This is a genomic window from Mucilaginibacter terrenus (assembly GCF_003432065.1).
Classification (GTDB): domain Bacteria; phylum Bacteroidota; class Bacteroidia; order Sphingobacteriales; family Sphingobacteriaceae; genus Mucilaginibacter; species Mucilaginibacter terrenus.
On the sequence record NZ_QWDE01000001.1, the window covers coordinates 198,481 to 221,922 of the forward strand.

Consider the following 23,442-nt stretch of genomic DNA (forward strand, 5'->3'; position numbering starts at 1 on the left):
TTTTATTGCGGAGTATACCCAATAGCTGTGTTGAATAGGATTTAAACCGCACATTAAGAAAAATATAAGGAGACGCAAGTTGCTTTCAGCTGTTGAATACTACACCTTTATTTGGCGTTCAGGTGCGTCGGTAGATGAGATCCGCCTTCCGTCGGTTGGTTAGTTATTGATATAAATTGCTTAACGATGTGACAACAAAAATCACATTGTTAAGCATACCTATAGGCATCGTTTGAGACTTTTATGCCAAATTAACGTTGTGATTCCATCAAGCTGCTGTTAATAAGACCACCGTTTATTAGGTTACCCGATTATTTTAATACTAAGTTGCTATAAATATGATATTCACCTGGCGCATAAGTAGCGTTATACGGTAACGTAACGTTAATGGATGTTCCCGTCATGTAGTCGTACCATGTACCTGCACTAGGGAATGCCACTGTAGCTGATTGACTATTCACATCAAAGTTGCCAACAACAACTACGTTTTGCCCCGAACCTGTTAAGTACGCTGTTTTAACAGAACCCGACGAGTTGGCAGTGATAGTTGATGTTGAGAATACCGGATTGCTGATTTTCATTTTAATCAACTTAGCGAATGCTGCATAAAGTTTATGGCGCAGCGGATCTTTATTGTATTCCCAATGGATGGGCTTTTCTCCGGTGCGCCCGTTCTGATCAATAGAAACGTCGTAACCTAATTCTCCAAATTGCCATATCATTTTCGGCCCGGGTGCAGTTAATAGGAATGCTGCCGCTGCTTCCTGGCGTGCTAATGCTGTAGACAGTGTTTTTACGCTGTAGCCGTTTGCACCTGATGTATTACCATATTGCAGGTTTTTAAACATAAGGCGTTCTTCGTCATGGCTTTCCATATAGGTAACCAGGTTGTCTGGCTGGGAGAAACCCGAATGACTGGTAAAATAAAGCCGCGAGATGTTTGATGTGGGTACATAACCCATTGTAGCCTCATTGAAATTGTAGTTAACGTTGCTCCAAAACATCATGCCGTTATCTGATAACTCTTTTTCTTCGCGGTCACTGCCGAAAAACTCCAATATGTTATAAAAGTTATTATTGTCTATACTTTTAATAAAGTTGTTGTACTCGTTCCATATGGCAACACGGCTTGCGTCATAGGCGGCAAATGAAGCATCGTCGCTGCTTACTTTTTCGGTGAATCCCTTTGCAAGGTCAAAACGATAGCCATCAATTTTAAACTGAGTCATATAAAACTTCATTACGTTTTTTGCAAAGTATTTGGTTGCGGCACTTTCGTGATTAAAATCGTACCCAACGTTGTATGGATGGGTTGGGTTCACGTTGAACCATGGGCTGGTACTTGTAGGTTTTTGTGTAGCCTTGTCAAAGTAAAGCTGCACCATCGGGGATTGTCCGAAAGAATGATTGAGTACCATGTCCAATATTACCGCTATGCCTCTGGAGTGGCACTCGTCAATCAGCGCTTTTAAATCGTTCTTTGTACCATAGTATTTATCTACTGCAAAGTAAAACGAAGGGTTATATCCCCACGACAGGTTGCCTTCAAACTCGTTTATCGGCATTAGTTCCACTGCATTAACACCCAGGTTACTTAGGTAATCTAAAGTATCTTTTATTGTCTTGTAACTGTGTGTGCCAACAAAATCGCGCACATGCAGTTCATATATAACCAGCTTATTTTTGTCCGGACGAACAAAGTTGGTGTTTTTCCAGGCATAAGCCGGCTGATTAGCTTGCATAATACTTACTATACCATCCTGGCCGGCAGGGTAGGGCTTTAAGGCAGGGTAAACAGAAGCCGGTATATATTGGTCATTTGCAGGATCAAGCACTTTTTCACAGTAGGGATCGGCCACTTTTAAATTACCATCAACCAAGAATTGATAAGCATACTCTTTATTAGCATCAAGATTGTCTATTTGTACCCACCAGTTATTTCCATCAGGGGTAACGTTCATTGCAGTAGGCTGCCAGTTGTTAAACTCGCCAATTACACCAACTGAGATTTTGCCGGGTGCATATAAGTTAAATATGGCAGATGTACCAGAGTTGATAAACGTTACTCCGTCGCCCGCACCAACGGGCAGTGCTTTACCATTGGTTACTGGTGGGTTAACTACGCCACCTCCGCCGGTTGTTGGCGTGCCGGGATCAACATTTTTTTTGCTACAGCTTACGGTGCCCAACAGCAAGCCAATGATTCCCGTTAGTAAAATAATCCTTCTCATAAGTACAGGTTTGTTAATACAGCTTCAGCTGTTATGTTTTGTTGATTTTATTGATGTAAAATATAACCGGTAGTTGCAGGTATGGTAATAATATTGCTAACGGTAGAAATGCCTTGCTGGTTCACTTTGTCACCGTCAGCTACGATTGTCCAGTTGCCGGCCGGCAATTTATATTGCTTTGCAGAAGCATTGCCGTTAAGGATAACCATAATAGTGGTCCACTTATCTCTATTCGCGTTGCCGTTCAATGTGTAAGCAATTAGTTCCTTGTCGTTCGTTGTTATAAAACTGAGGTGCTTCTGAATCAGTTCAGTTGTTGGCATTCGAAATGCCGGATGACTTTTACGTAAATTAACAAGACCCCTGTAGTAATCATAAACAGCCTTATAATGAGTTTTGCGATACCAGTCAATCTGGTTAATACTATCTGGCGATTTGTAAGAGTTGGCTACTCCTTTCTTAGTTCGCAGGAATTCTGCACCCGAGTGCAAAAACGATATACCTTGTGAGGTAAGCACTGTTGTATTGCTAAGTTTATCCATCTTTATCAACTCTGCTTCAGTAGCATCAGGATTAGCTATTTTAAGGCGATCGAACAAAGAATTGTCGTCATGGCAGGATGCATAACTTATAGCCTGGTAGGGTTGACTAGCCCATGGCACTTTAGAATAATTTACAGCACTGTAATCTATTTGGGGGTGTTGTACTGCACCGGCAATGCCAAATTTTACACTTTCTGCGGTACCAGCCTGTGCACTCACAAACCCTCGGGATTTTACATCACTAAAGCCACCTTTAAGTCCGTCTCGCATGTCATCCCCAAATGCGGCTATCTGGTGTAGTTGTGCTGTGTGGGCTTTGGTTGCACGCAGGCTGTCAGGCAATACGCTATCACCAGCGGTCCAGCCTTCGCCGTAGATAAATATAGTGGGGTCGTATCTGTGAAGCGCATCACTTAACGCGTTCATAGTAGCAATGTCATGCACTCCCATCAAGTCAAACCTAAAACCATCAATGTGGTATTCTTTGGCCCAATACAATACCGATTCGATCATGAATTTGCGCATCATCGGCCGTTCAGATGCAGTCTCATTACCACATCCCGTTCCATTGGAGTATTGGCCCGAAGCAGTTTTGCGGTAAAAGTATCCCGGTGCAAACTGATTAAATACCGAGTGTTCAGTATCATTTGTGTGATTGTAAACTACATCTAAAACTACCCTCAGCCCGTTAGCGTGCATGGCTTTTACCATCTGCTTAAATTCGCGGATGCGAACATTACCGTTATATGCATCGGTTGCGTAGCTACCTTCAGGTACGTTATAGTTCTGTGGGTCATAACCCCAATTGTACTGACCGTTTGATGATTTAGATTCATCAATTGTAGCAAAGTCAAAAGAGGGGAGTAGATGAACATGGGTTATACCCAGCTCTTTCATATGGCTTAATCCTGTAAACTGGCCGTCGGTGCTTCTGGTACCCACTTCGGCTAAGCCCAGAAATTTTCCTTTATGTGTAATCCCGGAATTTGGGTCAATGGAAATGTCTCTTACATGAGTCTCGTACAGTACTATATCGGTAAAGTTCTTTAATGCCGGCTTTTTATCAGCAGCCCAGCCAGCAGGGTTTGTTTCTGCCAGGTTAACTACCATGCCGCGTTTTCCATTACTACCTACGGCTTTAGCATACATATCAGGCACTTCCAGCAACCATTTACCGGCTTGCATCACCTGAAAGGTATAATACTGGTTTTTAATATCCTTTAACACCGTTGCCGACCAAACACCATTCTCTTGTTGCTTCAAGTCAAGCGTTTGGAGCGCATTACCGCCGTGGCCTTTGGAGTACAGGCGAAGCTTAGCAGCCGATGCTTGAGGCGCCCAAACTTTGAATACTGTTTTTAAAGGGGAATAGGTGACGCCCAGGTCAGTTCCGTTATAAACCGGATAGTTATCTGCTACCGGCCTGAGTGATGTTAAAGTGATCACCAATAAAAGTATCATTACGTAAAACCTACACCCCTTCATCTGATTTTCTGCTATTTGATTTTTTGATACTTGATGTCTTTACCGTCTTGTACATATATCACAGATACCGCAGCACAAAGCATGAAAATGCCTGCAAGCACCAGCGCGTAAATGGCTTGTCCGCCAAAAAGGTTCTTTACAATCCAGCCTCCGAAAAAGCCATTTATGATCTGTGGAAAAGTGATAAAGAAGTTGAAGATCCCCATGTAAACGCCCATCTTCTTAGCGGGGATAGAACCTGAAAGGATCGCATAAGGCATAGCCAATATGCTTGCCCAGGCAAGACCAATACCTGCCATGCTGATAATAAGCATGTATTGATTTTGAATAAAGAAGATAGAGATCAACCCTATACCGCCTGCTATCAGCGAAAATGAATGTGCCAGCTTACGGCTTGTTGCGCGGGCAATGGCTGGCAAGCATAAAGCGTACAACGCTGAGATACCGTTATAAACCCCAAACATTAGCGTTACCCAATCGCCGGCTTTTGCCGCATTGACGGATGTTGTATCTTTTAAATCTACATGAAAAACATGGGTAGCGATGGCGGGCGACGCAAATACCCACATAGAGAATAACGCAAACCAGGAGAAGAATTGCACTAAACCCAGTTGCCTCATCGCCATTGGCATACGTTTAAAATCCTTTATAATTTCACCTAATCCGTTGGACTGTTCCGCTTCTGCTTCTTCCGGGTGAAATTGCGCATATTCGGTAGGTGAGTACTCTTTGGTTCGCAGAACTGTCCACAACAGGCAAATAATCATTACAGCAGCCCCTACATAAAAGGAGTAAATCACATTTGGTTGTACATGACCCGGAGCTGCTGCTTTGGTACCCATGAAGTAACTAATAAGCCAAGGTAGTACAGAACCCGTAACAGCGCCCAGCCCAATCAGAAACGTTTGGATAGAAAATCCTAAACTGCGTTGGTTATCCGGCAAGTTATCACCGATTAACGCCCGAAAGGGTTCCATCGCAACATTAAAAGACGCATCCATTATCATAAGGATACCTGCACCTACCATTACCGGTGGTAAAAACATCAGCATAGCTGAGTTTGGCATAAATAGTAACGCCAAAGCAGACAGAATGCCACCTGTTAAAAAATACGGCTTGCGACGGCCCAGGCGGTTCCAGGTGCGGTCGCTGTAATGCCCTATGATAGGCTGAACGATCATGCCGGTAATTGGCGCCGCAAGCCAAAATAGTGACAAGTGCTCCACATCTGCACCAAAGCTTTGCAATATGCGTGATGCGTTGCCGTTTTGAAGCGCAAAGCCAAACTGAATACCCAAAAAGCCAAAGCTCATATTGAATATCTGCCAGAAGGTAAGTTGCGGGCGCTCAATAACCTTGTGCGGTTCTACAATAGCTTGCCCCGTTGCCTGTTCTGTTAAAACTGTCATTTGCTTAGTTCTATTACCAGGGCGGTTTTTGCAGGGATGTTTAGCTGCTTTAAATTACCCAGTTTTTCGTGAGTTATAATGTTAGTGCCAGTTGTAAAACCAGTTGTGCGCTCCTTAAAGTCTTCAGCATTTGAAACAGCATCTTTTTCGCCGCCGTTATAGGTTATCATAACGGTTTTTTGCGCATCGTACCTAAAGTAGGTGTAAATGCCATTTCGCGGTATGTATTGCATAAGCTTGCCGGTTTGCAGCGCTGGTGTGGTTTTACGATAGTTGGCCAGGGTACGCACATAATTAAAAGCTTCGTTTTCCTGTTTATCACGACCATCAGCGGTGAACTTATCTTTTCTGTCGCCAGCCCATCCGCCGGAAAAATCTTCACGAACAAGCCCGTCCGGGTTGGAATAGCCTTTCATTAATATTTCATCGCCGTAGTACATTTGCGGTACACCGCGCATAGTTAACAGCATGGCCATACCAGATTTAAACTTTGTAAAATCTTCATTCACCACAGAGTAGAACCTGCTCATATCATGATTGTCCAAAAAAATTGTATTGCGCGTGGCGTCCTGATACATAAAATCCTGTGCTACAATATTGTACAACCTGTTCACGCCATCTGTCCATCCTTCTTTTCCATTTAATGCTTCGGTAATAGCGTCTTTGATCTGCGCGTCGGTAATGCCGGGTAACTGAGTGTCAAAGCCACGGTTTACTGTATTTCCTTGTGTGAAATACGCCTGGTTAGCAACAGACCATACCAATGTTTCACCAAAGATGGAAAGGTGAGGAAACTCTGCTTTTATTTTCCTGGCCCAGTCTGCCATGTATGCAGCGTCATTGTAAGGGTAAGTGTCCAGTCTTAATCCATCTATACCAGCGTATTCTATCCACCATATGTGGTTTTGCGTAAGATAGTTTTGCACGTAAGGGTTGCTTTGGTTTACATCAGCCATGCGTTTGTCAAACCATCCATCCAGCATCTGCTTTTTGTCAGCAGCAGCACCATGTGGGTCCATCACTGCAGCATCACGGAAGTTAGAATTTGTGTATTTAGGCCATTGGTGCACCCAGCTTTTCATCGGCATATCTTGTATAAGCCAGCTTTCGGTGCCAATATGGTTGTGTACGAGGTCTTTTATCACTTTTAATCCCATCGCGTGGCTTTTGGCAACATAAGTTTTAAATAACTCGTTGGTGCCAAAACGCCTGTCTATTTTATAGTAATCTGTAACGGCGTAGCCATGGTAAGATGCATGCGGCTCATCGTTCTCTATCTCGGGTGTCATCCATATTGCAGTTACACCTAAGTCTTTGAGGTAGGGGAGGTGGTTGATTAACCCTTGTATATCTCCGCCGTGACGAGAATACATCGAATCTCGGTGCAGCCCTGTTTCTAACATGCCTGGTACCACATCGTTAGACGGATCACCATTTGAAAAACGATCGGGCATCAGCAGATATATCAAATCTTTATTGGTTACTCCTTGCGCCCATTGTCCTGATTTATTTCGCTGCTTAAGCTCATAGGTGTAAACCACATCTTTTTTCCCAGCTTGCTTAAAGGTGATAGGGAATTTGCCCGGGCGGGTTGCCGCGCCAATGTTAAGATCAAGAAACAAGTAATTGCTATTCTCTACTTTATGCACTGCAGTAAGTTTCACCCCCGGATAGCTTAAGCTCACAGCACTTGCAGATATTTTGTCACCATGTACTATAAGCTGTACTTTAGGATTCTTGAAACCTACCCACCAAAAAGCAGGTTCTATCCGTTCAAGGGCAGGAATTTGCGCCAGCAGGCAGCCTGACAATAACAAAAAGGTCAGCGTAATATTAAACCTTAATTTCATAATGGTGTAAGTTAAGAACCGGAATAATAAAAGGCCAGCCTACTTTAAAAGGCCAGCCTTAGCGTACTACTGTTTTACCAGTGTGTACGCAGCTTTCGCGTTATCTGTGCCGATTGGCGTGAACGTGAATTTATAAGTTCCATTTGTTGCAACCGGGATATCGTCGGAGTTGCTCGATGCCAGAGTTGCGCCGTCCGCGCCAGTTTTAGGAACGCCGTAGCTGGTTCCCCAATCGTGATTTTTTCTTACTTTGAAGTGCCCTGTCGAAATAAGCGGAAGAGTGATTTCCCAAGCGCGTGTACCGTTGTTAAACTTCATATCAGTATCGCTGCCCCATCCACCGGCTGTTGCGTCGCCTATCAGGCTGTAGTAAGCATCAACGGCTACCATTGTAATCGTTTTTGCATTTAAATCTACCGTTACAAAGTACTGACCTACACCAGGTGCACTTATGTTCCCTCCGGATGTGCTAATTGCGCTGCCGCTAACTATACCATAAGCAACATCCCATTTCTTTTCAGGTGTTATCTTAAAATCTAAATTACCAGTAGTGAAGTTTATTATACCCGTATAAATGCCATTGCCTGTTGCAGATTGCAAGCTATCGGCAGTTGGTGGGTTCCAGCCCTGATAAGCACCCGGCACATAAACGTAAGACACCAAGGCGAACGGAGTAGCGGTAATTGTAACTACATTTGAGTAAGCAATGTTACCCGGAGTAGTTGAGCTTAAAGATGATTTTAACCGCATTTCTATTTGCGCAGCAGCACCACTTGGCATATTCATGGCTAAAAGCAAATTATTGAAGTCTTGTACGGTATAGGTTTTGGTTAACGCGCCAGTTGCTAATGCGACTTCTGTTGGAGAAGCAAAGTTAGTGCCCTTAGCCGCAATTTGCAGGGTGTTGGTTACCGCCGCTTTGTACCCATAATCTTGCGGGCTGGCTGTTATGGTAATTGCTGTTTGGGTTAAATTAGCTTTTGAAAGTGCCGGGCTGGTTGTTGAAGCCGCTAAGGCACCCCCAGTGGCTGGTTGTGCTGTAACCCGTACTTCATCTTTTTTGCATGATGCCAGCACAAATACGGCAAGGCAGCTGAATGCTAAAAATTTGGTAATGATTCTTTTCATTGTAAAATCTTGTTTGAATACGTTTAAATTATAGCAGTATTACGGGCCTGGCAATGCCGGGCCTGTAAGTTGTTTTAGTAACCCGGATTTTGTTTTAGTGTAGGGTTGGCTGTAATATCGTCTGTTGGGATAGGGTAGATGTTCCTGAAGTCTTCTACACTTTTACCGTTGGCAACACCACCTTTAAATGGCCACAGGTAAGTGCCTGTGGTAAATTTACCGAAACGAATAAGGTCAGTGCGGCGGAAACCTTCCCAATACAGCTCGCGTGCCCTTTCGTCCAAGATAAAATCCAGCGAAATAGAGGTTACGTTGCCGCTTGTATTGCCATAAGCACGTGTGCGGATATTGTTAACATAAGTTAACGCATTACCTAAATTACCGCCAGCGCCTCCGCGCAAAACGGCTTCTGCGTAAATAAGATACACCTCTGACAGACGGAAAAGTGGAAAGTCAACATCAGCAAAATCAAGGCTTTGGCCGGCTGCGCCTGAACGGTTAACGTTGCGGTACTTGGTAACGGCAAAGCCATCGGTAAATGCACCCTGATCTTTAATCTCTAAGTTCTGGCCGTTAGTGTAGAACTGTGCGCGTTTGTCTGCAGCTCCTGTATAATCAGGGAAAAGGTTGGGCAGGTTCTTGGTAGTACGTGCGCCACCCCAACCGCCACTGATACCGAAGTTGCTGGCAGATTCTGAGCCGCCAACCGGTGCGTGGGTCAGGAAAGTTGTACCGCCGTAGCTTTGGGTGCGTAAGCCATCATAATTAATAGTAAAGATGTTTTCGCTGGTGTTTTGCTGATTGTCGGCAAGCATTAACCACTGATAATTGCTTATAAGTGAGTAACCGGAACCAATAACTTTGTTGGCATAAGTAATAGCGTCATCAAATCTTTTTGTGCCAGTATAAACTTCGGCATTCAAATAAAGCCTGGCTAGTAAAGCCCAATCAGCAGCCTGGTCGGCACGGCCGTATTCATTTGATTTTGGCGCAGCTAATGTTGGTTCTATGGCTTTCAATTCCGATTCAACATAATTGAAGAGCGTTTTGCGATCTGCTTGTTTAGGTACGGTAACACCTATTAGGTCACTTTCTGTAACCAATGGTACTGAACCATAGAGGTCAAGCAAAACCCAGTATTGAAATGCCCTAAGGAAACGAGCCTCAGCACTGAACCTGCGGATTTTATCTGCGTCCTCTCCGGAGATACCGCGGCTGCTTAACTGGTCATCGGCAGATTGCCTGATGAATTCGTTAGCCAGCGTGATTTGGTACAAACTACGGTAATAAAGGCCTTTCAGGAAAGGATTGGCTGCAGACCAGTTCATGTTATGGAAGTCCTGTATGCCTACATCGCCCCAGGCAATTACAGCTTCGTCTGTGCTTAGTTCTTGCGCTTTCCAATAAAGGCGTAAAAAGTCTGATGTACCCTCGTCTATGCCTTGTACGTCGCCGTTACCGGCAGGGCCCTGGTTACCTGTTAAGGCAAAGGAGCCGTAAACTTTGGCAAATGCCTGTTTGTAACCGTCGGCATTTTTGTAAACCGTTGCCGAGGTGATGTCGTTTGTTGGCAGTAAATCGAGTTTTTTGTCACACGAAAATACACTGCCTGTAAGCACTGTAATTGTAAATGCTTTTAAAAAGTTCTTTTTCATATCGCTTATTATTAGCTGTATACGTTAATATACGATTGAGTTAAAATTTCAGGTTTACGCCTAGTACGTAAGTACGCGGGCGTGGGTAAATGTTATTATCTATACCACCGTTTACTTCCGGATCTACCCCTTTATATTTGGTGATAGTAAACACGTTTTGCACGTTGCCACTTACGCTAAGCTGTGCAGAGCCGCCTAGTATTTTACCAAAGTTGTAACCAAGGCTCGCATTGTCCATCTTCACGAATGATGCATTCTGGATGTAGTAATCAGATAAAACATTTTTATCGTTTGCACCTATCAGGCCACTTTCCAATACATTGGTGGAGCCGTTATTTAAATAACCAAGCGGATTAAGAATGCTGTTTCTGGTACCTGTACTTGAATAAACGTTATTGTAGGCATAGTTACCTACGTTAGCACGCATTACTACAGCAAGATTGAAGTTGCGGTAGCTAACATTACTGGAGAAACCGAATATATACTTAGGATCCGGCTGTTTGTATAGATACAGGTCTTTATCATTAATAGATCCATCACCGTTTCTGTCTACGTACACGTTATCTAACGGTTTACCATCTGTACCATACACCTGCTGGTAAACGTAGTATGCACCACGAGGCTGACCAACAATAATACGCTGTACGCTAGAGCCTGTTCCGCCTGATACACCGCCAGACGCAATCCCCGTACTGTTAGGATCATTTACGAAAGTTAACTTTGTAATTTTGTTTTGGTTGTAAGTGGCGTTAAAGGCAACATCCCAGGCTACATCTTTACTTCTCACCACTTGTGCATTTAACGATACCTCGATACCCTTATTGGTCATGGTACCAACGTTGGTAACAAATGTATTAGAGAACCCTGCACCCGCAGCTACGTTAACTGGTGCCAAAAGGTCTTTGGTCTCTTTGTAATAGGCATCGATGCTACCCGTTAAGCGTCCGCCAAGGAAACCGAAATCGATACCTGCATTTGTGGTAGCACTCTGTTCCCATTTACGTTTAGGGTCATAAGCAATCGGGCGGTATAACTGGTAAAATGTATTACCGAACTGGTACGAAGCGGTTTGTGAACTAAGTGAATAATATGGTGTGTAAGCGTAGTTGGATAAACCATCCTGCTGACCGGTTAAACCATAGCCAACACGCAGTTTCAGATCAGAAAATAATGTATTGTCTTTCAGGAAAGACTCTTCTTTAATTTTCCAGGCCAGCGCACCTGAAGGGAATACCGCGTAACGGTTTAACGGGCTAAACCTTGATGAACCATCACGACGGATAGTACCTGTTAACAGGTATTTATTGGCAATTGTTAAGTTTAAACGGCCGTAGTAAGACAACAAACGGTTGCGTGGAATATCAAACGGATAAGTTGGGCTTGATACAACTGTACCGTCTGTTGTAAGATCCGGGTAATTGGTTATCGTAGTTTTGTAATCGTAATAAGCGTAACCAGCTACCGCATCAATCCGTGTATCAATGGCCTTAACTTCTTTAACATAGTTTAAGTAGCCCTCAAATGTGGTATTTAATACTTTGTTGTTATACTGGTTGTTTACACCACTATGTAATACGTTGTTGGCGTCTTTATACCTCCTGAAGCTTGATGCAGCAAAATCAGGCTGTACAATTGTACCCTTACCTTCAGATGCGTCGTAGCCAAAGTTTACGTTGGCATGCAGATCAGGCAGAAAGTGAAATTTATAATCTAACTGCAGGTTACCAATACTTCTTTTTACATCGCTTTTGTCTTCACGTTCTTCTAACAAACCTACCGGGTTGCGTGGTGCAAGCTGTTTAAGGCCTGTTGCCGATGAAGGGTCGCTGTCTAAGTATTCAAAATAGCCACCGTAGTTAGTGTTGCCTGACAACACAGGTTTAGTAGGGTCGAAACTTATGGCAGCACCTATTGCACCCTGGTTGGCAAAGCGCGCTTTGCTTGCGGTACCCCTCACGTTAAAATCGATTTTCAAATGATTATCGAACAGTTTTGGAGACAAGTTAATAGAAGCTGAAGCCCTGTTTAAGTAGCCGGTTCGTAGAATTCCCTTCTGATCCAAATACCCAACAGAGATTCGGTATGGCAGATTTTTTAACCCGCCGGATACGCTCAGATTATTGTCGTTGCTGATAGCGGTTTGATAGATCTCTTTTTGCCAGTTTGTACTTTCTGTACCTAAAAGGCCCTGGAAGGTTGCATTACCGTTAGCTTTTACATAATCCCTCAGCTGATCTGCAGACAGTACACTTACTTCTTTGGTAAGTACCGAAGCGGAAACCTGGGTATTTAAATTTACTACCGGCTTGCCTGTCGCGCCTCTTTTGGTGGTGATGATAATTACACCGTTAGATGCCCTTGAACCATAAATGGCAGTTGCTGACGCATCTTTTAACACGGTAAAAGTTTCAATATCGTTCGGGTTGATCAGCGTTAATGCGTTAGGGGCACCGGCAATACCGTCGTTGCTTAACTGTACACCGTCCACTACAATCAGCGGATCGTTGCTGGCGCTGATAGATGCCCCACCGCGTACACGGATGGTACTACCTGCGCCTGGTGCGCCACCGTTTGGCGTTATGGATACACCTGCTACCTTACCGGCAATTAATTGCTCGGGCGACGTAATGTTACCTGTTTGGAAATCTTTTGAACTCACTGTTGTAACAGCGCCCGTAAGATCTTTCTTTTTAACGGTACCATAGCCGATGACCACAATCTCGTTCAGTGATTTTGATGATGGTTGTAAAGAAAAATTGACTGTAGCATTATCTGTACCAACAGTTACACTTTGAGGTGCAGATGTATAGCCGATAAAGCTGGCTGTTAAGGTGTAAGTACCCGGCGCCACTCCGTTTATCTTGTAAATGCCATTCAGATCAGCAGCACCGGCCATAGTGGTGCCAGAAATAAGTACGGTTGCACCTGTTAACGGCTGGTTGTTCTCGTCAACCACTTTACCGGTAATGCTTCTTGTTTGCGCAAATATCGCTTGCGATATCAGCATCACTGCAAAAAGGAGCAAATACTTCTTTAGGTAATTGTTTCTCATTTAATTTTAAGTTGGTTAATAGTTTAAATTGGTTGCTTTTAATTACAGCCATCAATTGCTTAAAGGCTGCACGGTTGTTATCGTATTAATAATTTTTGTTGATCAATATTTATTTACAGACTTTCCAATCGGCCCGGCAATTCATAAAGTATGTGTATTGCCAATGGCCATAACTAGTGCCTATATGATTAGATCAACTGTTATGCAAGCAGAAATTTTTGCTATGCAGATAAATTATAATTGGTTTGTTTTCGAAGAGTATCCAGTGTTAACGGGATGATTTGCTTCGCTGATACAAATTAAATGAGCTGAAAAACGGTAAGCTATTTATTTACATAAAATTTAATAAAAAGGCGATTTGTTTAAATTTATAGTATTGATAATCAATAATATAAATTTTAAAAATCTGCAAAAATTTAACGGCTGTAGCATATTTCAATACACGAAGCATGTTTAAAAATCGATTTCCATGCGATAGGAGGGGTCGAAAAGAGCTAAATTTAGAAGATCTAACTTGTAGCCATAAACCTCAACTTGTATAAGGCTTATAAAAAGGGAAGTAAGAAAGGAAGTATTTTACCTTAGTGTATTAAGTACGGAAAGTAGTACCGGTTTTGCTCCTGATTGGAGAAGTTGCATTGTTAGTTTTTTGCGCCCGTGTCAACGGCTTTAATTGCCATTATTCGCTGGTCAAATTCGTCACCATGGATGAGTGCCTTGGCTTTAATTCGCATTTTGTATACGTAGATGGTCTTCTCTGAGTACTCCAGTATTTTTGCGATCGTCTCTGTGTCTGTAATTCCCATTCGCATTAAAGCGAATATCCTCAGGTCGGTAGTAAGTACCTCATGCTCTTTCGGCCATATTTGGTTCTCCTTTTTAAAGAGAGTGTTAAACTCTTCAACAAAGTTTGGGAAGATTTTTAAGAAAACCTGGTCGAAGGTGTTAAACAGCGTTTCCCGTTCTTTTTTTATGTTGATGTTGTTAGCCATCAACTGTATATCCTCATACCGTTTTGCAGGTAATTTTGTATCTACAGAACGTTTGATGCGTTCCAGTTGGAGGATGTATCCTGATATTACATTGAAAAAATAGCCAATATAGTCTTCCTTGATTTTGGTGCCTTCTATAAGCTTTTCGTTCACCCGCTCTATTACCCGCTCTTTTGCTTTCAGTTTTTTATTTCGCTTATATAAAAGGACAGAAATTACCACAACAGCTACTGCTAAAGCAGTAATCATGCTAAGGCTCCTTATATATAAGCGTTCTTCACGTTCTATAAACAAAAGTTTTTCGGAGGCTACCATGGGCAGTAACGAACCAATCTGGGTTTTTCGCTGCCTGGCACCATAAAATTCTGCATCGTCAAGCGCATGCTCAAGCGCTACGTAGGCGTTTTTTATGTCGCCCTTTTTGTATAATATTTCGGCCAGCCAAAATAATGCAATGGTTTCTTTGGTAGACGAGCGAATGTCACTTATGGTTGCACGTATAAGCAACGCGATGCTTTTATCGGGCTGCGACATGCTTTGGTACACGTTACTTAAGGTAGATTCTACAATTGCATCCTGGTGTTCGGTAAGCTTCTTCGACTTTAGGAGTTGGTAGAATATTGTTGCCGCAGAGTCATTCAACCCGTTCTTGTATTTTTTGTATCCGGAAAGATATAAGTTATCGTAAGAGCCGGGTTTACTTAAAGCTATGGCCGAATCAATATACTTATTTGCCAGTGAGGTATAAACAGGTGTATAATGCTTGTCGTTATTATAAGTAGCCAGGTCATAATAGGCGCGCATGGTTATGGAATAATATTCCATTTTAACGGAACTTTCCAGGCTTTTTACGTTAATACCCCGCATGCTCTCGAAGGTTTCCTTAAACATTCCCGACGACAGCAGGATAAAGCCCATCTTTATTTTACTAAAATCTTCTTTGGACTTGTCGTGAAGTGATTGGCTTAATGACAGTAACTTGTTAGCATAAACGTAAGCTGAGTCGTACTGATAAGATTTGTACTCGTCATATAGCTTATTACAAACCTCAAACTGGCCGTTAAGATCACTAGCGGGTAATTGCCGGAGCGTGGTTTTAATAACCTGAATTTGCTCTTCTTTTTTTTTATCGTAAGCGTGTTTTTTGCTAAACTCTGTCTTTAACTCATCAAAAAGCTCACCGTTGCCGTTGTCGGCAAACAGTACAAATGGTAAAAGACTGAAAATAAAGAGCAATAATCCTCTCATAATCAACAACAAGCCAGTGTCGCCTGGCAATCGAAAAAGTAAACTAATATAACACCTTTATACAACATAAATCAGCATCAGTTTAGTGCGCTGGTAAGTTATGCAATTAGGTACTTACTCTACAATGAATACGTGAGTTTACAGTTAGGACGAGCTTTGCGAAAGTAGTGCTGTAAATGTGTCAATAATTACAACGGAGTATATAAAGCAAAAAGGGCTGCATTTATATAATGCAGCCCTCGGTAACTGGTATTAGTAGATTTAGTAATTTGTTCTACTTCATCACGGATGTGACAGCGTCGCCAACTTCATGACCTGCATTAGCCTCGAAGTTTAAGCCTAGTAGCTGCGCTATAGTTTGTGCCAACTGTTTGTGGTAACTAATCGTGGCGGTTTTTACTTCTCCTGATGAGGGCGTATCCGGGCCGATGACTGCAAACCAGGTTTGTTCCGCGCCTGCCACTTCGGCACCGTGGTGTTTCCACGAATCTAGTGGCTTTTCGCCGCGGCCATGGTCGCAGGTAATTAGCAAGGTTGTCTTGTTTTTGTAAACCGGATCATTCTGTATCATATCCCATAAAGCCTTAATGTACCCGTCTTCCTGCTTGGCGCGTTCCAGGTAAGATTTGTAATTGCCTGCATGAGCCATGTCGTCGGTTTCATCAAATGCCATGTAGAGTACCCTTGGCTTAAATTGTTTTATATATTCTTTGCTGTATTCGTAGGTGATGAAATCTAGACGGGTTGAATCGCCCAGGTAATGGGGCACATTGTGTTGTAATTCGTTGAGATATTTTATACGCTCGTTGGCATCGGGCTTATTTACATCAACGTAACCAGAATACACCGCCAAGCCGGAGCGCTGCTTATTTAAAATCTGCGGAAATCGTTCCCACGATGCGAAAGCTGCAACTTTGCCTTCGAAACCCTTTTGTTTGTTAATGTACTCAAGCACATTCATGTTAGGGTTGGTAATTGGGTCGTTGGTGTTCATCCGCTTGTCAGGGAAGCCGGTGAATATTTCGTTATAGCCAGGGTAGGAGAAACGATAAGGATTGGCTACTTCATCCTTGTTACCCAAATCGCGGTTTCCGTATAGTTGGCCTTGCTTGCTTATAACCGACCACAAAAACGGGAACAATAACTTGCGTCTTTCTTCAGCAGATGTTGCCCAGAATTTCTTCCTTACCTCTTCTTTGTCTTCGGTGAAGTTAGAACTAATAAGTGCTGAGTCGGCTCCGCGGAACACCTCCTGCCAGCGCATTCCATCAAGAGTTACTATAATCACATTTTGTGTTTGATGCTTTTGTGCTGAAGCCGGCAGGATGCCAATTGCTATAGCTGCAATTAAGATCAGTTTTTTCATGGTAGGTTGTAAAAAAGCCGGGCCGCTATTGCTAACGGCCCGGCAGGTAATTAATTCAATTATTTAAGTATCCACATCAGGCCGTTAATGTCGTCGTTACCGCCAAACTGTGCATCCAGGGCCGCCTGGTAATTAGCGCGGTTGGCCGTGCGCTCGGCAGACGGGTACTGATAGCGCTGGGCTATACGGTTGCCGTTGCCTGTTCCTGGCCCGGTGGTAAAGGTTGGTACACCGGTACGGCGATAAGTGAAGTAAGACTCCAAACCCGAATGGCGGAACAGTGCAGCGTACTTTTGCTTCAATATCTTGGTAAGACCATCTGTTCCCGCCGCGTACTTTACAGCAGATTGATTGTAGTAATCAGCAAAGCTGAAGTTGATAGGGAAGGTGTCGTAGTTGCCACTTGCGGTTACGCTGGTAGAACCCGGGCGATAGAAGTAAGCAGTGAAGGTGCCATTTTCAGGAATACCGTATGATGCCATTGATGCTTTAATGCCCGCCTGGTACCACGTCTCGGCATTGCCCGCTGCCCAACCCCTGTTAATGCCTTCTGCAACGTTAAACATCAACTCCGGATACCCTATCTGTATACTCGGCTCACCTGTATAAGTAGAGTAAAAGTATTTGCGGTTTAAGAACGAGTACTGTTGTAAGCCTGCATTATTGTACATTACACCCTGATCAAGGCCAGCATCTGCACCTACAAAAGAGGCGAAATCTGTTGCGCTTTGTTTTTTGTTGTCAACAAGGTCGCGTACGGGTTCAGCAGTTACAAATACCCTTGGGTCTTTGAGCGAAGTCAACAGTCCAACATAGGTGCTGGACATGTTCTTGCGCGACCCGCTTTGACCGAAGTTGTTAGGGTTTTGCGGGTAGTAATTACTTGGCGATACAAACACATATTGCAGATTGTCTGCAGAGCTTGTCATCAAGGGGTATTTTGATGGGTTGCCAATAATATTTGCAAATTGTGCGGTAATGTTCAGATCTGCATCAGATGTCTTTTTACTTAGCTGAACAAGTAAGCGTATCCTTAAGGCGTTAACAGCTTTTTGCCATTTGCTAAGATCATTGCTATAATAAAAGTCATTCTTCAGCACCGCGCCTTCGCCGGTACCAAAGTCGTTAGGTTTAGCAATCATTTGGCCCAGGTCGCTGTTTGCACTTTCCAACCAATCCAGAGATTGTTTAAAAACCGCTTTTTGCGAGTCGTACTTCGGCGCCAGGTTATCTAAGCCCTGTAAAGCCTCGGTCATAGGTACATCGCCCATCTCCAGGCTCATTTTGGTAAACAGGTATGCTTTAAAGAACTTGCCCAACGCTTCGTACGGGTTTATTGCAGCGCCACCGCTGGCCGCCGCCTGTTTTTCCATAGCCAGCACGTTCTTTAGTGTAGTATAGTAGTCGTCACCGCCACCAAAATCATAACGGTTATTGCCGTAATAATCATAGTTGTACAGATAGTATTGGTCTACTACTTCTTTTTGTCCGTCCGGTAATTCTGCAATGCTGTTCTCAACACCGTTCAGCAACAGCGCTGCAGATACATTATTTGGTTTGTTGGTGTTTTTAGTAAGCTCGTCAAAACTCTTTTTACACCCGGTTACCGATAGCAAAACTGCTACAGGTAGTATGTATAATTTTAATGTTTTTTTCATGATCGCTGGTCCTCTTTGTTAGAATGATGCATTTAGGTTAAGGCCAAAGCTGCGTACAGTAGGCGATTGCAGGCCCGTTAAGCTGGTAGCGTAGTTATACTGATCCAGATCCACATCTTTAAAGCGTTTATCTTTATAGAAATAAAGCAGGTTACGGCCATATACAGTAACTGATGCCTTCTTTATGAAAGTTTTCTCAACTACTTTATTAGGAAATGCAAAGCTTAGTGTTACCTCGCGCAATTTGGTGTAAGTTTTGCTCATCAGGTTGGCTTCGTCCGCATTGTAGTACTTACTTACATAATCCTGCACAAAAGCTTTTGTAACATTAGGTGCGTACTGCAAAGCGCTATAGTTAAGCACCGCACCGGTTTTAGAGTCGTAGTTGATAGACGCATTGTTTGATATAACAACACCTTCGCCAACGTAAGTACCGCTATAACCTGCTTTACCAAAGTTTAACCAGTCCTGGTAGCGGGCTGCGCCCAGCGCACCTTCGGCGGTTTCTGCGTTAGCACCGCCACGCATGGTCTTGTTGTGCATGTAGTCTACAATAACGCCGCCTACAGAACCATCAAACTGTACGCCCAGGCTAAAGTTCTTGTACTCAAATTTGTTATATATACTCCAGGCGAACTTGGCGTTCATGTTGCCAAGGTATTGTGCAACAGGATTAATAAGCGGTTTGCCGGCAGCATCGTTAATGATCTGGCCTTGTGGATTGCGCACAAATGCACTTCCGTATAATTTATCTGTACGGTCTCCTGCTGCAAAGAATGTAGCATAAGTATCCTGTCCTTCAGGTAGCTCTTTATACACCTCCTTAAAGGTTGAGATGTTGGCCAATACATTCCATGAGAAACCATCCGGGTTTTTAAATGGTGTACCGCTGAGCGATCCTTCATAGCCGGTCTTTTTAGTTTTTAGCGCGTTCAGATACTCAATATTATAACCGGTTGCTGTTGATATCACGTTAGGCAAGATCCTTGGACCATCTATGTATTGGAAAGCCGTACCGGAAAACCCTAAGCGATTTTGCAGGAACTTAATATCAAACCCTTCTTCGTAGTTTACACGGGTAGAGGTTTTAATGCCATTTTGGTACAGGTAATCTGATGCGTAACCTGCGGTTTGGCTGTTGTACGGTTTGCTGATGTTGTACGATGTTGCCAATGAGTAATCCGGCCCATTGTACGGCGAGTTGTAGGTAGAGCCGTAACCAAGTGGATTGGTGAATAACGAAGAACCCGTGCTGCCACCAAACACCGTAATGGAGTTGAACGGTGCAGGGCCAATTGTTGTAGAGGTTGCGTCTGAACGGATGTTAGAGAACGAAGCCCTGCCTTTAAGAAAGGAGATAAACTCCGGCATTTTAACGTAGTCTGATATCACTGTAGCTACTGATACACTTGGATAATAATAGGTGGTTGGTACCTGGAAAGCCGAAGATTTATCTATACGGCCTGTGCTGGAAATAGTAGCATACTTACCGAAGGTTGCATCTAACGAGTAGTAAGCGCTTAGTACACGCATATCCGCATTGAAACTGGTAGACTGCACCGGGTTTTTTGAGTTGCTGAAAGAATACACTTCCGGCACGTTCAGGTAATCGGTAGATGTCCAGTTAGAGTTATAGGTTAGGTTGCGCATATTACCACCTACCAAGCCCGACAGGTTCAGGAACTTTTTGATGGTATAATCATAGTTTACCATCAACTCGGTGTTGTTATCGAACAGGTCCCGGCGATCTTCACGGTAGTCACCTTCGTTACCTTCACGGCCGTAAGGGTGTGCCGAGAACGGCATTTTTTCGGTACGCAGCAGGTTGTAAGTATCTATTTGTGAACGAAGAGTGGCATTCAGGTTATTATTGATCTTGTAGTTAGCCAATAAGTAACCAGTTGTATTGTTTTTGTAATGACCGCGGGTCCATTCTTTAACCATGAACCACGGGTTATGGTAACGGGTATACTCGGCAAATTGCTGCTGAATACCTTCTTTACCGGGCTGCCATATGGCTTTAATGTCCGGCGCGTTTACGTCCCAGTCTGCGCCGGTCCATACAGCTAAATTGTATATTAAGCTATTAGGGCCGTACTGTACGTCAGGAAAGTTGTCTGTAGTTTGACGGTTAAAGTTTACGTTGCCCTCAAATTTCCAGCGCGGGTTTGGGTTGAAAGATGCGTAGATATTTGCATTGGCAATATCCAGGTATTGTTCCGGAATATAGCTGTTTTGGTGTTGCTGTGAAGCCGAAAAACGCACAGTGTAGTTATCACCGTTAGCGCTTAAAGCAACGTTGTTGTTGGTTTGGTAACCGGTGCGCAGGAAATTGTTAAGGTTGTTTGCTCCACGCGCGGTATACGGAGTTGCCTGCCGAATGCCGTTTATAACAGGGCTATCATACTGCTGTATCAATTGTCCGTTAAAATACGGGCCCCATACGTCGTAATCAGCGTCTACACCGCCCGGTGCACCGCCCTTGCCGTCAACAAACTGGTAAAAAGTGTTCTCACCTGCACCATAAGATTTTTGTACTCTTGGAAATGCAAGAAAGCCAGAGTTTATTACTGTTGAGCTGTTAACATCCACAGTTAAACCTTTTTTGTTTTTGTTGCCTTTTTTTGTGGTGATCAGAATAGCGCCATACGATGCACGGTTACCGTACAAAGCCGCTGCAGCAGGGCCTTTAAGTACTGTATACGATTCTATGTCGTCCGGGCTGATGTTGTAAGTGTCGGTGTTAATAGGAAACCCGTCAACCACGTACAATGAAATGGCGTTACCGCGTAAGCGCACACTTGGCGCGCCGAGTAACTCTGCAGACGGACCTACCGAAAGGCCGGCTACTTTACCGGTAAGGCCGGTGATAGGATTGGGGTCGCGTGCCAGTGTTAGGTCTTCACCAGCTACGGTTTGCAGCGCGTAACCTACACGGCGGGTTTCTTTTTTTACACCGAGTGCGGTTACTACAACTTCGTTGAGGGCCTTACTGTCTCCTGTAAGGTTAACTACCATGGTTGTGCCGGTGCCAACCGTAGCCTCTTGGGGTGCAAAGCCTAAAAATTTAAATACCAGCACCTGGCCGGGGCTGGCTGTAATAATAAAACGGCCGTAAACATCAGTAGTGGTGCCTTGCGTGGTGCCTTTAAGCATTACGCTTACACCAGGCAGCGGCTGTTTGTTTTCGTCGTTTACTGTACCGGTAATCTTGTTTTGTGCAAACAAAATAAGCGGCATAAGGCTGCATAACAGTAGCATAGCAAACCTTTTAAAATGGGGGTAAATTTGTTTCATCTGCTTACAAAAATTCTAATGTGATTAGTTGGAATTTGTCAGCAGCAATACTAAACTTTGTTTATTATTTATAAACTAAGTTTAAGTTAAGTAAACCTTAAAGGTATGTTGAAACAAGGTTAAGACGTAGGTGAAATGGTAATGTAAGCTATATGTTTAAGTTAAACATAGTTAACATTAGTGCCTTTCTGATAGTTGTGCAGCTAGATGCTTAATGGTCATCTGCTTTAGCTCAGGTACATTACTAACAGGAAGGTTTTGCAGTTTTGCTTCATCATCCCAGTGCCGGAAACGGATAATGAGATCTTTGTCCGGGTTAGCCTCAAAAGCAGCCGCTTCTTCAGCAGTCATCACCCCTCCCTGGAATTCCAGCGTACCCTTGCTGGCAGGTGATAGCTTATTATAGTAGTCGGGGTATTTAAAGGTAAGATAGCGTTTGGCTACAACATGGCTTTGCACCAGGCTGGCCACCCGGGACGAAAACCCCAGGTTCAACAAATATTCGGCCCCAAGTTTTTCGTGGTCAACATTCCCCAAACCATCCATGCTTTCTGCCTCTCCTTCGGCAGCACATAAATGGCCTATGTCGTGGAAGAATGCAGCCAGTACCACCTCATCATCATATCCTTCTTCTTTGGCAAGCAATGCTGCCTGCGCCATATGCTCTAGTTGCGATACGGGTTCGCCAATGTAATCCTCATCGCCATGCAGTTCATACAAGGCAAATACTTTATCGGTGATGAGTTGCGGCGCGCGGTGAAAAGTAGGATCTATCATAATAGGGCAAATGACGAGGGTTAGTGTTACGCCTGTATTAAACCAGCGTAATATTTATACAAAATACAACTTTATGCTATTTAACAATCAATATTGTAAACCTTTTCTTGTTTGCTTTTTATATAATTTCTACTTTCCCGCCAACCAACTATAAGCGCACAGATGCAAGATGATGTTTTGATACAAATAAGCAACCGGATAAAGGAGAGGCGGCGTGAAAAGAATATTACCGTACAAGAGCTGGCCAACAAAGCCAATGTGAGTAAAGGATTAATATCACAAATAGAGAACAGCCGCACCATTCCTTCGCTCATTGTATTAATAGATATTATAAAGGCCTTGGATATAGATTTAAATGTGTTTTTTAAAGATATCCGTTCCAAAACAACTCCATATCCCATTATTATAAAGCGTAAGCAGGAATACGAAGGATTTGAAAAGGAGGACGCAGCGGGCTTTTACTACAAACGTATTTTTACACAGTCAATAAAAGGGTCTACAGTAGATATAGTATTGCTTGAACTGGATACGGATGCACACCGCCCGCAGGTACAAACCGAAGCATTTGAATATAAATACATACTAAGTGGTAAAATAGAATACCAGTTTGGTGAAGATAGGTATGTGCTTGACGAGGGCGACTCTATGCTGTTTGATGGTCGTGCCCCACATACACCTAAAAACATTGGGAAAAATGTAGCCCGCATGTTGGTGGTGTACTTTTTTGAAGCTGACCTACTTTCTTAAAAATA

General features: G+C 43.4%; 13 protein-coding genes. 1 reads left to right on the plus strand and 12 read right to left on the minus strand.

Annotated elements, in window-relative coordinates:
• Positions 1-311: 311 nt before the first annotated feature.
• The 12 genes from DYU05_RS00870 to DYU05_RS00930 all read right to left on the minus strand — a co-directional run bounded on the left by DYU05_RS00870 (position 312) and on the right by DYU05_RS00930 (position 22,690).
• On the minus strand, positions 312-2,231 hold the full coding sequence (locus DYU05_RS00870) for an alpha-amylase family glycosyl hydrolase (protein ID WP_117381104.1): 1,920 nt from the start codon (positions 2,229-2,231) through the stop codon (positions 312-314).
• A gap of 47 nt (positions 2,232-2,278) precedes the next feature.
• Positions 2,279-4,234 carry a type I pullulanase gene (pulA, locus tag DYU05_RS00875; protein ID WP_117381105.1) on the minus strand — a complete coding sequence of 652 codons (1,956 nt, stop codon included), beginning with the start codon at positions 4,232-4,234 and terminating at the stop codon, positions 2,279-2,281.
• Positions 4,235-4,269: 35 nt separating this feature from the next.
• On the minus strand, positions 4,270-5,667 hold the full coding sequence (locus DYU05_RS00880; RefSeq protein ID WP_205771754.1) for an MFS transporter: 1,398 nt from the start codon (positions 5,665-5,667) through the stop codon (positions 4,270-4,272).
• Positions 5,664-7,517: a glycoside hydrolase family 13 protein gene (locus DYU05_RS00885; RefSeq protein WP_117381106.1), complete on the minus strand. Its 1,854-nt coding sequence runs from the start codon at positions 7,515-7,517 to the stop codon at positions 5,664-5,666. Before DYU05_RS00885 ends, DYU05_RS00880 begins: the two co-directional genes overlap by 4 nt.
• Positions 7,518-7,583: 66 nt before the next feature.
• Positions 7,584-8,645 (minus strand): SusE domain-containing protein, encoded by a 1,062-nt coding sequence (locus DYU05_RS00890; protein ID WP_117381107.1) that lies wholly within the window; start codon positions 8,643-8,645, stop codon positions 7,584-7,586.
• A 74-nt stretch (positions 8,646-8,719) separates the two neighbouring features.
• Positions 8,720-10,300, minus strand: a complete 1,581-nt coding sequence (locus DYU05_RS00895) for a RagB/SusD family nutrient uptake outer membrane protein (protein WP_117381108.1) — start codon at positions 10,298-10,300, stop codon at positions 8,720-8,722.
• 40 nt (positions 10,301-10,340) lie between these two features.
• Positions 10,341-13,352 (minus strand): SusC/RagA family TonB-linked outer membrane protein, encoded by a 3,012-nt coding sequence (locus tag DYU05_RS00900; RefSeq protein WP_117381109.1) that lies wholly within the window; start codon positions 13,350-13,352, stop codon positions 10,341-10,343.
• A gap of 641 nt (positions 13,353-13,993) precedes the next feature.
• On the minus strand, positions 13,994-15,592 hold the full coding sequence (locus DYU05_RS00910) for a DUF6377 domain-containing protein (RefSeq protein ID WP_117381111.1): 1,599 nt from the start codon (positions 15,590-15,592) through the stop codon (positions 13,994-13,996).
• A 274-nt stretch (positions 15,593-15,866) separates the two neighbouring features.
• Complete coding sequence (locus tag DYU05_RS00915; protein ID WP_117381112.1) at positions 15,867-16,958, minus strand: alkaline phosphatase family protein; 1,092 nt, start codon at positions 16,956-16,958, stop codon at positions 15,867-15,869.
• A 59-nt stretch (positions 16,959-17,017) separates the two neighbouring features.
• Positions 17,018-18,616: a SusD/RagB family nutrient-binding outer membrane lipoprotein gene (locus DYU05_RS00920; RefSeq protein WP_117381113.1), complete on the minus strand. Its 1,599-nt coding sequence runs from the start codon at positions 18,614-18,616 to the stop codon at positions 17,018-17,020.
• A gap of 18 nt (positions 18,617-18,634) precedes the next feature.
• Entirely contained in the window at positions 18,635-21,856 is a 3,222-nt protein-coding gene (locus tag DYU05_RS00925) for a SusC/RagA family TonB-linked outer membrane protein (protein ID WP_235853928.1), read from the minus strand.
• Between the two features lie 234 nt (positions 21,857-22,090).
• Positions 22,091-22,690 carry an HDIG domain-containing metalloprotein gene (locus tag DYU05_RS00930; RefSeq protein WP_117381115.1) on the minus strand — a complete coding sequence of 200 codons (600 nt, stop codon included), beginning with the start codon at positions 22,688-22,690 and terminating at the stop codon, positions 22,091-22,093.
• Between the two features lie 162 nt (positions 22,691-22,852).
• On the opposite strand from DYU05_RS00930, the gene DYU05_RS00935 reads away from it, so the two are divergent.
• Positions 22,853-23,437 carry a helix-turn-helix domain-containing protein gene (locus tag DYU05_RS00935; RefSeq protein WP_117381116.1) on the plus strand — a complete coding sequence of 195 codons (585 nt, stop codon included), beginning with the start codon at positions 22,853-22,855 and terminating at the stop codon, positions 23,435-23,437.
• The last annotated feature ends 5 nt before the right edge of the window (positions 23,438-23,442 follow it).

Coding starts and splice junctions, on each gene's coding strand:
- DYU05_RS00900 (WP_117381109.1), bottom strand. CDS start 13,352: ATGAGAAACAATTACCTAAAGAAGTATTTGCTCCTTTTTGCAGTGATG.
- DYU05_RS00885 (WP_117381106.1), bottom strand. CDS start 7,517: ATGAAATTAAGGTTTAATATTACGCTGACCTTTTTGTTATTGTCAGGC.
- DYU05_RS00925 (WP_235853928.1), bottom strand. CDS start 21,856: ATGCCGCTTATTTTGTTTGCACAAAACAAGATTACCGGTACAGTAAAC.
- DYU05_RS00890 (WP_117381107.1), bottom strand. CDS start 8,645: ATGAAAAGAATCATTACCAAATTTTTAGCATTCAGCTGCCTTGCCGTA.
- DYU05_RS00880 (WP_205771754.1), bottom strand. CDS start 5,667: ATGACAGTTTTAACAGAACAGGCAACGGGGCAAGCTATTGTAGAACCG.
- DYU05_RS00895 (WP_117381108.1), bottom strand. CDS start 10,300: ATGAAAAAGAACTTTTTAAAAGCATTTACAATTACAGTGCTTACAGGC.
- DYU05_RS00930 (WP_117381115.1), bottom strand. CDS start 22,690: ATGATAGATCCTACTTTTCACCGCGCGCCGCAACTCATCACCGATAAA.
- DYU05_RS00910 (WP_117381111.1), bottom strand. CDS start 15,592: ATGAGAGGATTATTGCTCTTTATTTTCAGTCTTTTACCATTTGTACTG.
- DYU05_RS00935 (WP_117381116.1), top strand. CDS start 22,853: ATGCAAGATGATGTTTTGATACAAATAAGCAACCGGATAAAGGAGAGG.
- DYU05_RS00920 (WP_117381113.1), bottom strand. CDS start 18,616: ATGAAAAAAACATTAAAATTATACATACTACCTGTAGCAGTTTTGCTA.
- DYU05_RS00915 (WP_117381112.1), bottom strand. CDS start 16,958: ATGAAAAAACTGATCTTAATTGCAGCTATAGCAATTGGCATCCTGCCG.
- pulA (WP_117381105.1), bottom strand. CDS start 4,234: ATGATACTTTTATTGGTGATCACTTTAACATCACTCAGGCCGGTAGCA.
- DYU05_RS00870 (WP_117381104.1), bottom strand. CDS start 2,231: ATGAGAAGGATTATTTTACTAACGGGAATCATTGGCTTGCTGTTGGGC.